The organism is Marinobacterium litorale DSM 23545 (assembly GCF_000428985.1).
In the GTDB taxonomy this organism is placed as follows: domain Bacteria; phylum Pseudomonadota; class Gammaproteobacteria; order Pseudomonadales; family Balneatricaceae; genus Marinobacterium_D; species Marinobacterium_D litorale.
Genome location: NZ_AUAZ01000027.1, coordinates 1 through 12,808, shown reverse-complemented (window position 1 = coordinate 12,808; position 12,808 = coordinate 1). Strand labels below are relative to the sequence as shown.

General features: G+C 57.4%; 10 protein-coding genes. 7 read left to right on the top strand and 3 right to left on the bottom strand.

Translation table 11 applies throughout. From position 1 onward, the window contains the following. The first annotated feature begins 140 nt into the window (after positions 1–140). Positions 141–1,670 (top strand): GGDEF domain-containing protein, encoded by a 1,530-nt coding sequence (locus G403_RS0117015; RefSeq protein ID WP_027855047.1) that lies wholly within the window; start codon positions 141–143, stop codon positions 1,668–1,670. Between the two features lie 207 nt (positions 1,671–1,877). Here G403_RS0117015 and G403_RS0117010 read toward each other — a convergent pair whose 3' ends face one another. From G403_RS0117010 to yghU, 3 genes are all read right to left on the bottom strand, one after another. Next, positions 1,878–2,057, bottom strand: a complete 180-nt coding sequence (locus G403_RS0117010) for a hypothetical protein (RefSeq protein ID WP_027855046.1) — start codon at positions 2,055–2,057, stop codon at positions 1,878–1,880. Positions 2,058–2,147: 90 nt separating this feature from the next. Next, a complete protein-coding gene (locus G403_RS23765; RefSeq protein ID WP_051299203.1) occupies positions 2,148–3,974 on the bottom strand; it encodes an ABCB family ABC transporter ATP-binding protein/permease in 1,827 nt (608 codons plus the stop codon). 25 nt (positions 3,975–3,999) lie between these two features. Further along, positions 4,000–4,836 (bottom strand): glutathione-dependent disulfide-bond oxidoreductase, encoded by an 837-nt coding sequence (gene yghU, locus G403_RS0117000; RefSeq protein ID WP_027855045.1) that lies wholly within the window; start codon positions 4,834–4,836, stop codon positions 4,000–4,002. Between the two features lie 198 nt (positions 4,837–5,034). Between yghU and glyA the strand changes: the two genes are divergently transcribed. The 6 genes from glyA to purU all read left to right on the top strand — a co-directional run bounded on the left by glyA (position 5,035) and on the right by purU (position 12,567). Further along, positions 5,035–6,300: a serine hydroxymethyltransferase gene (gene glyA / locus G403_RS0116995; protein WP_027855044.1), complete on the top strand. Its 1,266-nt coding sequence runs from the start codon at positions 5,035–5,037 to the stop codon at positions 6,298–6,300. Between the two features lie 86 nt (positions 6,301–6,386). Then, a complete protein-coding gene (locus tag G403_RS0116990) occupies positions 6,387–7,640 on the top strand; it encodes a sarcosine oxidase subunit beta family protein (RefSeq protein ID WP_027855043.1) in 1,254 nt (417 codons plus the stop codon). A gap of 11 nt (positions 7,641–7,651) precedes the next feature. Further along, positions 7,652–7,939, top strand: coding sequence for a sarcosine oxidase subunit delta (locus G403_RS0116985; RefSeq protein WP_027855042.1), 288 nt, complete (start codon positions 7,652–7,654; stop codon positions 7,937–7,939). Positions 7,940–7,951: 12 nt separating this feature from the next. Then, positions 7,952–10,972 (top strand): sarcosine oxidase subunit alpha, encoded by a 3,021-nt coding sequence (locus tag G403_RS0116980; protein ID WP_027855041.1) that lies wholly within the window; start codon positions 7,952–7,954, stop codon positions 10,970–10,972. Next, positions 10,965–11,627 carry a sarcosine oxidase subunit gamma gene (locus G403_RS0116975; RefSeq protein ID WP_084404092.1) on the top strand — a complete coding sequence of 221 codons (663 nt, stop codon included), beginning with the start codon at positions 10,965–10,967 and terminating at the stop codon, positions 11,625–11,627. The genes G403_RS0116980 and G403_RS0116975 overlap by 8 nt, the downstream gene beginning before the upstream one ends. 73 nt (positions 11,628–11,700) lie before the next feature. Then, positions 11,701–12,567, top strand: a complete 867-nt coding sequence (gene purU / locus G403_RS0116970) for a formyltetrahydrofolate deformylase (RefSeq protein ID WP_027855039.1) — start codon at positions 11,701–11,703, stop codon at positions 12,565–12,567. The last annotated feature ends 241 nt before the right edge of the window (positions 12,568–12,808 follow it).

Sequence of the window (12,808 nt, the reverse complement as noted above, 5' to 3'; positions counted from 1 at the left end):
CGCTGCTTATTTAATTTGATGCTTCTATTTACGTGAAGCCTGCACAGCAACGGCGTTGCAATTCCCGCTGTTTGCGTCTGTACTGTTAGCTGAAGGCGTATTCAAGCTCATTCAGGGACGGGCAGAGCAGAGGGGTTCAGGTGCAACACCGCGACTCGATCTATCAACTGGGGCTGCTTCTGTTGATTGCAGTTGCCGGTGGATTCGGTGCCTGGCAGGCTTACAGCGTATCCAGTCTTCTGGAGCAGAATCGCCAGGATGCAAACCTGCGTAAGCTGGCTCAGGTTCAGGCGTTCCGGGCACAGGATCTGCTGGGCGACGCCGAGCAGGTGCTGGAGGCCTACACCGCGTTTTTTCAGGCCTCCGAACATGTCACCGATATCGAATATCGTCAGTTCTCCAGTACCTTGTTACCCCAGCGTATTGACGTCTATGCCGTGCATTGGGCTCCGAAGGTAGGCGCCGCTCAGCGCCCGGCCCACGAGGCGGACCTTCAGGCCCGGGGCTTGGCAGCCGACGGTATTTTTGAACTGGATAACGCGTCTCTTTCTTCACAACCGGCACAGGCCCGGCCCACCTATTTTCCCATAACGTACAGTGAACCGTTGAACCTCAATCGCCGGGCGATCGGGTTGGATGTCACCTGGCGTTTTATCGGTGAGTCGGGGCCGATTCAGCGCGCCCTGGCGGGGCAAAGGTACACGACGCCCCCCTTTCCAATTGTTCAGGACGGTGATGGCCCCTGGGCGGTGGCGATCTTTCAGCCGGTTTTCGAGGCTGGGGGGGAACCCTTTACACTGGAGCGTTTGAGAGGATTTCTGGTGCTGCTTTTGCGCCCGGAAATTCTGCTTACCGAGCGGTTGAACCCGATTCTGGAGCAGCCGTACCAGATGCGGCTTGTGGATATCAGCGAACCGCAGGCAGTCCAGATCTACCCGCGGCAGGCGACTGTCTGGCCCAGCGGGCAAGAGTATCGCTTTGATCTTGAGTTGGGCGGGCACAACTGGGAGTTTGAGATCGCGTTTGAGGAGCAGCCGCATCTGGGCGTAATGCCCGCGTTGCTTGCCGGGTTGGTGGTCGCTCTGACTCTGGTGATTGTGCTGGCTGTAGGACGCAGCTTCCGACAGTCCACAGCTTTGCGCCTGGCTAACACAGAGTTGTCGCGGCTGGCGCATATTGATCCTTTGACCGGGCTCGCCAATCGACGGCGCATTGAAGAGATGGCGGAGCAGATTTTCGCTTTGGAAGCACGGCAGAAGAGTTTCAGTGCGGTCTGCGTGGTGGATCTGGATAACTTTAAACAGGTCAACGACCGGTTTGGTCACCAATGTGGGGATAACCTGCTGATCGAGCTGGCAGAGGTACTCCGTTGTGGTCTGCGCAGTGCGGACGTGGCCGCCCGTATTGGCGGTGATGAGTTCGTGCTGCTGATGCCGCAGCTGCACTCGGTGGATGACGTTACCGGGGTGCTCGTGCGGCTGCTGGAAGCGATCAGCGATGCGACCTGGGGCCAGGATCAGGTCGATCAGGTCTCCGCCAGTATCGGTGTGGCTTTGTCCGGGCCTGAATGCCGTGACTTCTCCGTGTTGCAGCAGCGGGCCGATAGGGCCATGTATGCCGCCAAACGGGCCGGTAAGAACCGCTATATGATCTGGTCTGATACGCTCTGAACTGGGCTGCTTGGTTGCATCTGAGGTTTTATCTTGTAACCACTTTATATCGTTATTTTTCGAAACCTCGCCCTCCTGGTCTGGTAAGGAGTGGGAAAGTCGGGCAGTTGTTTGGATCGGTCTCTCAAGGGCTTGAGGGAAACGAGGGGAAAGCAGGGGGCGGGTCTCTACGCCCCTTTTTTGCGGAGCTTTGCGAGTTCGCAGCGCTTAACGATCATTGTCAGATCCAGCGTTCGACTCGCTCAACCGTTGATTGGCGGAAGCGGAATCCTCTTGTTCGCAGAGCTGATCCAGCTCGTCGATGCAGGACTGCAAAAAGTTTTGGAAATCCCGGAACAGCGGGCTCATGGGGCCGGTCGCACTACAGGCTTCGTGGCTGCACTTCATATCGTAGTACCTTGGTTAATCTGTGATCAATGCGTGCATTTTAAGTCTGTGATGTGCTGCGATAATTTATTCAAGCGTCTTTTAGAATACTCAATGCGACACATCTTTAGGTTGCTCGTCATAATCCCTTTGTAGCCGCCACATCTGGGCATAGCGGCCATTCAATGCGAGCAACTGAAGGTGTGTTCCGCGTTCCACGATCTCTCCCTGATCCATAACAAGGATCTGGTCGGCATCGGCCACGGTGGAGAGACGGTGAGCGATTACCAAGCTGGTATGATGCTTTGCCAGGTTATTCAGGGCTCCCAGGATCGCTTGTTCGGTGGCGCTGTCCAGCGCGGATGTGGCTTCGTCGAATAGAAGTATGGGGGGCCTTTTAAGAATGACCCGGGCGATGGCGACACGCTGCTTTTCCCCGCCGGAAACCTTGAGTCCCCGCTCTCCCACACGGGTTTGGTTGCCTTCGGGTAATGCGCGGATAAATGCGTCTAAGTTGGCCATCTGAATCGCTTCTTCGACCTCCTCGGGTTCCGCCTCGGGCCTGCCATACGCCACGTTACTGAATAAGGTGTCGTTAAACAGCACGGTGTCCTGGGGCACGACGCCGATTGCTTTGCGCAGACTTAGCTGAGTTACCGCGCTAATCGGTTGTCCATCGATCAGGATCTCGCCGCTGTTCAGATCGTAGAAACGGAATAGCAGACGAGCCAGCGTGGATTTGCCTGCACCGCTGGGCCCGACGATGGCAACTTTCTGGCCTGGTTCTACCCGGAAACTGAGATCACGAATAATGGGGCGTTCCGGATGGTAGCTGAAATTTACGTTACGAAACTCGATCGCCCCCTGGCTGACTTTGAGCGGTTGTGCACCGGGCGGGTCGCTGACGCCCGGGCTTTTTTTCAGCAGGGCAAACATATTTTCGATGTCGGTTAACGCCCGGCGTACTTCCCGATACACCATGCCTAAGAAATTCAGGGGCATGAACAGCTGAAGAATGTAGGCATTGATCATCACCAGCGAGCCCAGTGTCATCTCACCGCTGACCACATCCGATGCGGCCAGCCAGAGCAACAGCACCATGCCTGCCGCGATAATCAGTGCCTGGCCGCTATTTAGTAGCATCAAGGTGAGCCGGGTTTTCAGTCGGGCCGACTCCCAGCGCGCCAGGTTCTGGTCATACTGCTCGGCTTCAAAGGCTTCGTTATTGAAGTATTTGACCGTTTCGTAGTTGAGCAGGCTGTCGATGGCGCGGGTGTTGGTTGCCGAGTCAAGCTGGTTCATCTCGCGCACAAAGCGGTTACGCCACTCGGTGGTGACTACGGTGAAGTAGATATAGGTACCAACGCTGAACAGGATAATCAGTGCATACCAGGCGCTGAAGTTAATCAGCAGAATCCCGGCTACCAACGCCAGCTCGATCAGCGTGGGGACGATGTTGAATACCAACATTCGCATCAGGAAGCCGAAACCGTTTCCGCCCCGGTCAATATCGCGTGAGATACCGCCGGTCTGACGTGACAGGTGGAACTCCAGTTCGAGCGCATGCAGGTGACGGAAGACACGTAGCACCATCCGCCGCATGGCGCGCTCTGTCACCCGACTAAAGACGGCGTCCCGCGCCTCACTGAAGAAGACGGCGCTAAACCTCAATACACCGTAAAACACCAGCATCAGCACAGGGACCGCAATGAGCTGCTGCTGGGTGCGATCCAGCCCATCGACGATATGCTTCAGTGCCCAGGGCATGGTGACTGTCGCCAGCTTGGCCATCACCAGCAGGATAAAGGCAAACCCCATGCGAGCCCGAAACTCCCACAGGTACGGCCAGATGGTTTTGAAAACCTCCCAGGCCCCCGTCAGGTTAACGGGCTGTTTGGTTGACGGGCCGTGATGGCCACGACGGGAGCCGCGGGGCATGAGGCGCTCCTACTCGTTGATGAGCCTAAAAGTCGGACGCAGAATGGCGCTCCGGCAGCTGTTCAGATGGGTCTCCCCAGGTGCGGTTAACCCGGCGCCCGCGTTTAACAGCGGGGCGCTCATCGATCTCCTTGGCCCAGCGCTGCAGGTGCGGGTAGTCCTGAACGCTTAGAAACTCGCCGGCACCATAGAGCCGACCCAGTACCAGGGCTCCATACCAGGGCCAGATCGCCATATCAGCAATGGTGTACTCTTCGCCGGCGACGTAGCGACACTCAGCAAGCTGCCTGTTCAGTACATCCAACTGACGCTTTACCTCCATCGTGAAGCGGTTAATCGGGTACTCGTACTTTTCCGGCGCGTAGTTATAAAAATGACCGAAACCGCCACCCAGGAAGGGGCCGCTGCCCATCTGCCAGAACAGCCAGTTCAGGGTTTCTGTGCGCTTTGCCGGATTGTCCGGCAGGAAGGCACCGAACTTTTCAGCCAGATAAAGCAGGATCGAGCCGGACTCGAACACCCGCTGTGCCGGTTCAATGCTGGTATCCAGCATGGCGGGGATTTTGGAGTTCGGATTGATCTCCACAAACCCGCTACCAAACTGGTCGCCTTCAGTGATGCGGATCGGCCAGGCGTCGTATTCCGCTTCCTGATGACCAAGTGCCAGCAACTCCTCGAGCATAATGGTTACTTTGACGCCGTTTGGTGTTGCCAGAGAGTAAAGTTGAATCGGATGATCCCCACGGGGCAGAGTGTGCTCGTGCGTAGCGCCCGCAACCGGCCGGTTGATGCTGGCGAACTCGCCCCCGCTGGCAGAGTCCCATGTCCAGATCTTTGGCGGGGTGTATGTTGGATCACTCATTGAAACCTCCCGTTATCTTCCTTTAGAAGTGGATTTGTCCTGATGCCGATTTTCGTGTCGCAATTCGACATTACCGGGGCGTTGGGAAACATCATACGCTGGCACGCGCCCTATACCATCCCTCAGAACTAAACGTGCCTTCCGGCAGTGCCGGAATGACTTGCCTGACCTGCGGGTCCGGCCTTCGAGGAGATGAAGATGTTTTCGAAAAAAGAAGTAATTCAAGACTTCGACGAAGCGCTGTGGGCTGCGATGAGCCGCGAGACCCTGCGCCAGGAAGAGCATATTGAACTGATCGCGTCGGAAAACTACACCAGCCCGCGCGTGATGCAGGCGCAGGGTAGCGCACTGACCAACAAATACGCTGAAGGTTACCCGGGCAAGCGTTACTACGGCGGTTGCGAATACGTTGACGAAGTCGAGCAGCTGGCGATCGATCGCGCCTGTGAACTGTTCGGTTCTGATTACGCCAACGTTCAGCCGCACTCCGGTTCTCAGGCTAACGCCGCAGTCTACATGGCGCTGTGCGAGCCGGGCGATACTGTTCTGGGCATGAGCCTCGCTCACGGTGGTCACCTGACCCACGGTGCGCACGTTAACTTCTCCGGCAAGATCTACAAAGCCGTACAGTACGGTCTGAATGCCGAAACCGGCGAAATCGATTACGAGCAGGTTGAGGCGCTGGCCGTTGAACACAAGCCGAAAATGATTGTGGCTGGCTTCTCTGCATACTCCCGCATCGTTGACTGGGCCAAGTTCCGCGAAATCGCTGACAAGGTCGGTGCATACCTGTTCGTCGATATGGCGCACGTGGCCGGTCTCGTTGCTGCCGGTCAGTACCCGAATCCGGTGCCGTTCGCTGACGTCGTTACCACCACTACACACAAAACCCTGCGCGGTCCGCGTGGTGGTTTGATCCTGTGCAAGTCCAACCCGGATCTGGAAAAGAAACTGAACTCCGCGGTATTTCCGGGCGGACAGGGTGGCCCGCTGATGCACGTGATCGCAGCCAAGGCGGTGGCATTCAAGGAAGCACTGGATCCCCAGTTCACTGAATACCAGGCTCAGGTTGTGAAGAATGCGCAGGCGATGGCTGATGTATTCATCCAGCGTGGCTATGACGTGGTTTCCGGCGGCACCGATAACCACCTGTTCCTGCTCAGTCTGATCAAGCAGGGGCTGACCGGTAAAGCGGCTGATGCTGCTCTGGGTCGCGCCAATATCACCGTAAATAAGAACGCTGTACCGAATGATCCGCAGTCTCCGTTCGTGACTTCCGGTCTGCGTATCGGCTCTCCGGTGGTGACTACTCGTGGCTTCAAGGAAACCCACTGCCGCAGCCTGGCAGGCTGGATCGCCGACATTCTCGACGTGCTGGAAAACGAGAAGAAGCTGGAAAGCAAAATCTCCGAAGTGAAAGAGCAGGTGCTGGCTCTCTGTGCTGACTTCCCGGTCTATCGCTAAGAAGCCTTCTGCGCAGCCTAAGGGCCGCTCGCAATGGTCGATATAAGTGCCATAGGTAGTAACAAATTAAATGTGGAGCTGACGTTATGCAGCGTTATTCAGGATTTGGACTGTTAAAGCACAGTCTGAGCTATCACGAAAACTGGCAGCGGGCTTGGCGCAATCCGAAGCCGAAGAAGAAGTATGACGTCATCATCGTAGGTGGTGGTGGTCACGGTCTTGCGACCGCGTACTACCTGGCCAAAGAGCACGGCATCACTAACGTGGCTGTGATCGAGAAAGGTCATCTGGGCGGCGGTAACACGGCCCGTAACACCACGATCGTGCGCTCCAACTATCTGTGGGACGAAGCAGCTCACCTGTATGAGCATGCGATGAAACTCTGGGAAGGCCTGTCTCAGGACCTGAACTACAACGTCATGTTCTCCCAGCGTGGTGTACTCAACCTGGGTCACACGCTGCAGGATATGCGTGATATTCAGCGTCGCGTTAACGCCAACCGCCTGAACGGTATCGACGGTGAAGTACTGGACACCAAAGGTGTACAGGAGATCGTGCCGAACATGGATTGCTCCGCGAACCGTCGTTACCCGGTACTGGGTGCGTCCTGGCAGCCGCGTGCCGGTGTTGCACGTCACGATGCCGTGGCCTGGGGCTTCGCCCGCGGTGCTGACAGCTATGGCGTGGATCTGATCCAGCAGTGCGAAGTCGTCGATATGATTATCGAAGATGGCGCGATCGTAGGCGTGAAAACCAATCGCCACGGCGACATCATGGCTGACCGGGTTGGTTGTGTGACTGCCGGTAACTCCGGTGTGATGGCCAAGATGGCGGGCTTTGAGCTGCCGCTGGAATCGCACCCGCTGCAGGCGTTGGTGTCTGAGCCGATCAAGCCGTGCCTCGACACTGTAGTTATGTCCAACCACGTACACGGTTACGTCAGCCAGTCCGATAAAGGCGACCTGGTCATCGGTGCCGGTATTGATGGTTACAACGGCTATGGCCAGCGCGGTTCCTACCCGACGATCGAGCATACGCTGCAGGCGATCGTGGAGCTGTTCCCGCAGTTCAGCCGCGTGCGCATGAACCGTCAGTGGGGTGGTATCGTCGACACCTGCCCGGATGCGTGCCCGATTATCTCCGATACGCCGGTTGAGAACCTGTTCTTCAACTGCGGTTGGGGTACCGGTGGTTTCAAGGCGACTCCGGGGTCCGGCAACGTCTTCGCCGCCACGTTGGCGAAAGGTGAGGCGCACCCGCTGGCCAAGCCGTTCTCCATGTTCCGTTTCCACAACGGCGCGCTGATCGATGAACACGGCGCCGCCGGCGTTGCTCACTGAGGGGGTAACAGATGTTTTATATCTACTGTCCGCACTGCCGCGAGCATCGCGAAGAAGAAGAGTTCCACGCCAAGGGACAGGCGCACATCGCCCGTCCGGCGGATCCGGATAACTGCACCGATGAAGAGTGGGGCAACTACGTCTTCTTCCGCAAGAACCCACGCGGTCTGCATCACGAGCTTTGGTATCACAGCACCGGCTGTCGCAAGTTTTTCAATGTGACCCGCGACACGGTCAGCTACGAGATCAAAGAAGTTTACAAGATCGGCGAGCAGCCCCAAGTGGTTGCCAAGGGTTAAGGAGCGGAAAGAATGAGCCAGAAAAACCGCCTCCAGTCAGGAGGCCGCATCGACCGTTCCAAGGCGTTGACCTTTACCTATAACGGTCGTCAGTACAAAGGCTACAAAGGCGACAGCGTTGCATCTGCACTGCTGGCCAACGGCGTTGATATCGTCGGTCGTAGTTTCAAATACAGCCGTCCGCGCGGTATCGTCGCTGCCGGTGCTGAAGAGCCAAACGCAGTTCTGCAGGTGGGTGCGACCGAAGCGACCCAGGTGCCGAACGTGCGCGCAACTCAGCAGGAGCTGTTCGACGGACTGGTGTGCAGCGCGACCAACGGCTGGCCCAGCGCCGAGTCCGACATGATGGCCGCGTTTGGCAAGGTCGGTGGTAAAATGATGCCTCCGGGCTTCTACTACAAGACCTTCATGTTCCCGCAATCCATGTGGGAAACCTATGAGAAATTTATTCGCAAGGCAGCTGGCCTCGGTCGTGCTCCGCTGGTCAATGACCCGGACGAATACGACAACATGAACCAGCACTGCGACGTTCTCGTTGTGGGCGGTGGTGCCGCGGGCCTGATGGCTGCGCTGACGGCCGCCCGCAGCGGCGCGCGCGTTATTATTGCTGATGAACAGGACGAGTTTGGTGGTCACCTGCTCTCCAGTCGTGAGCGTATCGGTGGTAAGCCGGCGGCTGACTGGGCGGCGGAGATCGTTGACGAGCTGGCTAAGATGCCGGACGTGATGATGCTGCCGCGTTCCACCGTGAACGGCTACCATGATCACAACTTCCTGACCATTCATGAACGTCGTACCGATCACATCGCTGATAAAGCGCCGGAAGGCCAGATCCGTCAGCGGATGCATCGTGTACGTGCGCACTGGGTTGTTCTGGCTACCGGCGCGCACGAGCGTCCGCTGGTATTCGGTAACAACGATGTGCCGGGCTGCATGGTCGCAGGCGCTGTTTCGACCTATATCAATCGCTATGGCGTGGTACCGGGTAACAAGCTGGTTCTGATGACCACCAACGATACCGCGTACCAGACCGCTCTGGACTGGGCGGATACCGGTCGTGAAGTGGTGGCCGTGGTCGATACCCGTGCTAACCCGCAGGGCGAGCGTATCGAAGCGGTACGCAAGCGCGGTATCAAGGTTGTCACCGGCAGTGCCGTGATCGACGTTCAAGGCAAGAAGCGTGTCAGCGGTGTTTCCGTTGGTTCCATCGACGCCAAGGGCGAGAAGGTCACCGGCAAAGTACAGCATCTGAGCTGCGATACCGTGGCCAGTTCCGGTGGTTGGAGCCCGGTTGTACACCTGTCCTGCCATACCGGCAGCCGTCCGGTCTGGAACGACGAAATTATCGGTTTCGTACCGGGTGCGACAGTTCAGAAACAGCTTACAGCCGGTGGTATCAACGGTACCTACGCGCTGGATAAAGTGCTGGCTGAGGGCGTTAAGGCCGGTAAAGAGGCTGCAAGCCGTTTGGGCTTGACCGCTGCCGACACCCAGTTGCCGAATGTGCGCACTGTGCGTGAAGGAACGCCGATGGCGCTGTTCCATATCCCGCATACCAAGCCGACCAGCCGTGCGCCGAAGCAGTTTGTGGACTACCAGAACGACGTAACCGCAGCCGGTATTGAGCTGGCGACCCGTGAAGGTTTCGAGTCCATCGAACACGTTAAGCGTTACACCGCCATGGGCTTCGGTACCGATCAGGGTAAGCTGGGTAACATCAACGGCATGGCGATCACCGCCAAAGTGCTGGGCAAGACCATACCGGATACCGGCACAACCGTGTTCCGTCCCAACTACACGCCGATCAGCTTCGGTGCCATTGTGGGCCGAAACTGCAACGAACTGTTTGATCCGAAGCGTTACTCCGCCATGCACAAGTGGCACCTGGAGAACGGCGCCAAGTTTGAGGACGTGGGTCAGTGGAAGCGTCCCTGGTACTTCCCGAAAGCGGGCGAGACCATGCAGCAGGCACTGGATCGTGAATGCACCGCAACCCGCGAGAGCGTCGGGATCCTCGATGCGTCTACCCTGGGTAAGATCGACATTCAGGGTAAGGATGCGCGTGAGTTCCTGGGCCGTGTTTACACCAATGCCTGGGCCAAACTGGCTGTTGGCAAGTGCCGTTACGGCCTGATGTGTAAAGAAGATGGCATGGTGTTCGATGACGGTGTGACCTCATGCCTGGGCGAAAACCACTTCGTCATGACCACCACCACCGGCGGTGCTGCTGGCGTTCTGGAGTGGCTGGAGCTTTATCATCAGACCGAATGGCCGGAGCTGGAGGTGTACTTCACCAGCGTCACCGATCACTGGGCGACCATGACGATCTCCGGACCGAACAGCCGCAAGCTGCTGTCCGAGCTGTGTGATGATATCGATCTGGACAAGGATAGCTTCAAGTTCATGGACTGGCGTGAAGGCACCGTGGCTGGCGTCCCGGCCCGCGTCTTCCGTATCTCCTTCACCGGTGAGCTGTCTTACGAGATCAACGTTCAGGCCAACTACGGCATGCACGTTTGGGAAAAACTGTTCGAGCACGGCGCCAAGTACAACCTGACGCCGTACGGCACTGAAACCATGCACATTCTGCGTGCCGAGAAAGGTTTCATCATCGCCGGTCAGGATACCGACGGCTCCGTGACGCCGATCGACCTGGGCATGAGCTGGTGTGTTTCCAACAACAAGCCGTTCAGCTACATCGGTAAGCGCGGCATGGTTCGTGAGGACTGTGTTCGCAAGGATCGCAAGCAGCTGGTGGGCCTCAAGCCGAAGGATCCAAAGGCGGTACTGCCGGAAGGAGCCCAGGCTGTTGATGATCCGAATCAGCCGATTCCGATGAAGATGCTGGGCCATGTTACATCCAGTTACTGGAGTGCCAACCTGGGCCGCAGTATCGCACTGGGCGTCATTAAAGGCGGTCACGACCGCATGGGCGAATCCGTTTACTACCCGCTGGCCGACGGCCGCGTGATCGAAGCTGAAATCTGCAGCCCGATCTTCCTCGATCCGAAAGGGGAGCGTCAGAATGTCTGAGACACTTGCACCGGAAAACGAAGTCGCCACTGTGGCGGTTATGAACCAGCTGCCGGGACGCGACGTGCGCGCCGAGTCCCCGCTGTACCATGCGGAAATGGACAAGCTGGCGGCGCGCAACCCGCGCGCCGGCGGTGTCCTGCTGCGTGAACTCAAGCTGCTGGGCCACCTGACACTGCGTGGATCCCAGGACAACCAGAGCTTCATGAGCGGCTGTGAAGCGGTACTTGGGGTGGCGCTGCCGACCCAACCGCTGACGTCGGTTGAGAAGGGCAGTGTGTCCGTTCGCTGGATCAGCCCGGATGAGTGGCTGGTCGTGCTGCCGGGTGATCAGGCGTTTGAAGTGGAGCGCGGTCTGCGCGCTGCAATCGAAGGCCACTATTCGGTGGTCAACGTCAGCGGTGGACAGACTATATTGGAACTGTCCGGACCCAACGCCATTGATGTGCTTAAAAAGAGCACCGCGCTGGATGTTCATCCGAGTCAGTTCCCGGTCGGTAAAGTGGCCGGTTCCGTGTTTGCCAAGAGCACCGCGCTGGTCCGCCGTAGCAGCGAAGATACCTGGGAACTGGTTATTCGTCGTAGCTTTGCCGATTACCTGTGGCTCTGGCTGCAGGATGCCAGCCGTGAATACGGGCTGGTAATCAAAAGCTAAGCGTTTTAGGCGAGCCGGGTTAAGAGCCTGAGTTTTACCGGCCCGGCTTGCCCTTTTCCCAAAGGAGATAGCGATGAGTTCTCTGCCTGATTCCTGGATTTTTACTGCGCACTGTCCAAGCCGTCTTGGTACTGTGGATGTGGTCACCCGCTTTATGGCGGAGTCGAAGAACTACATCGACGAAATCCACTCGTTCGATGATCGAGTCAGCGAACGGTTTTTTATCCGTATCGAGTTTCAGCCGCAGGGTGAGGACTTTACACCGTCCCATTTTGACGAGTGTTTTGCACCACGGGCTGCTGAGTTCGACATGGAGTGGAGCCTCACCGCACCGGGGCATCGCGAACGCGTTGCGATCCTGGTTTCCAAATTCGACCACTGCCTGAATGACCTGCTGTTCCGCCACCGTACCGGGCAGCTCGATATCGAAATTCCCGTGATCATATCCAATCACCCGGATCTGAGATCTCTGGCTGAATGGCATGGAATTCCCTACTACCATCTCCCGATCACTCCGGAAACCAAGCCGAAGCAGGAAGCACAGATCCTCGATCTGCTTGACCAGTACGATATCGATCTGGTCGTGCTTGCCCGCTACATGCAGGTACTTTCACCGGAGATGTGTGAAAAGCTCGATGGCTGGGCGATTAATATTCACCACTCCCTGTTGCCGGGCTTCAAGGGCGCGCGCCCTTATCATCAGGCCTGGGAGAAGGGTGTAAAAATGGTGGGTGCTACAGCGCACTACGTCAACAACGATCTGGACGAAGGGCCAATTATCACCCAGGGGATCCAGCCCGTGGACCACGCCCACTACCCGGAAGACCTGGTTTCGAAAGGGCAGGATATCGAGCGCATCACCCTGTTTAACGCAGTGCGCTACCACGTCGAAAAGCGTGTCTTCCTCAGCGGTAAACGCACCGTTGTCTTTAGTAACTGATGACTGATCGTCGTTTTGTTGTTTTTGGCCGGGCTTTTTAGCCCGGCTTTTTGTTGGTGCGCCAGGCATGGCGCGTAGCGCCTTGACGGGCGCTGTTCCGACGCGCGTGGTGGCGGTCGGATGATTTGGAGGTGCAAGTCCTCTGTGGGCCCGGCAAGGGGAACCACTAGCCGAACGGCAAGGGTGTCCATCGCGAGGTGGAATCTGAAGGAAGCCGAAGGCAAAGCACTGGCCTGACGAA

What these genes read in the sequence shown, in the direction of transcription:
- G403_RS0117010 (WP_027855046.1), bottom strand. Translation starts at nt 2,057, where the DNA reads ATGAAGTGCAGCCACGAAGCCTGTAGTGCGACCGGCCCCATGAGCCCG.
- G403_RS23765 (WP_051299203.1), bottom strand. Translation starts at nt 3,974, where the DNA reads ATGCCCCGCGGCTCCCGTCGTGGCCATCACGGCCCGTCAACCAAACAG.
- yghU (WP_027855045.1), bottom strand. Translation starts at nt 4,836, where the DNA reads ATGAGTGATCCAACATACACCCCGCCAAAGATCTGGACATGGGACTCT.
- glyA (WP_027855044.1), top strand. Translation starts at nt 5,035, where the DNA reads ATGTTTTCGAAAAAAGAAGTAATTCAAGACTTCGACGAAGCGCTGTGG.
- G403_RS0116990 (WP_027855043.1), top strand. Translation starts at nt 6,387, where the DNA reads ATGCAGCGTTATTCAGGATTTGGACTGTTAAAGCACAGTCTGAGCTAT.
- G403_RS0116985 (WP_027855042.1), top strand. Translation starts at nt 7,652, where the DNA reads ATGTTTTATATCTACTGTCCGCACTGCCGCGAGCATCGCGAAGAAGAA.
- G403_RS0116980 (WP_027855041.1), top strand. Translation starts at nt 7,952, where the DNA reads ATGAGCCAGAAAAACCGCCTCCAGTCAGGAGGCCGCATCGACCGTTCC.
- G403_RS0116975 (WP_084404092.1), top strand. Translation starts at nt 10,965, where the DNA reads ATGTCTGAGACACTTGCACCGGAAAACGAAGTCGCCACTGTGGCGGTT.
- purU (WP_027855039.1), top strand. Translation starts at nt 11,701, where the DNA reads ATGAGTTCTCTGCCTGATTCCTGGATTTTTACTGCGCACTGTCCAAGC.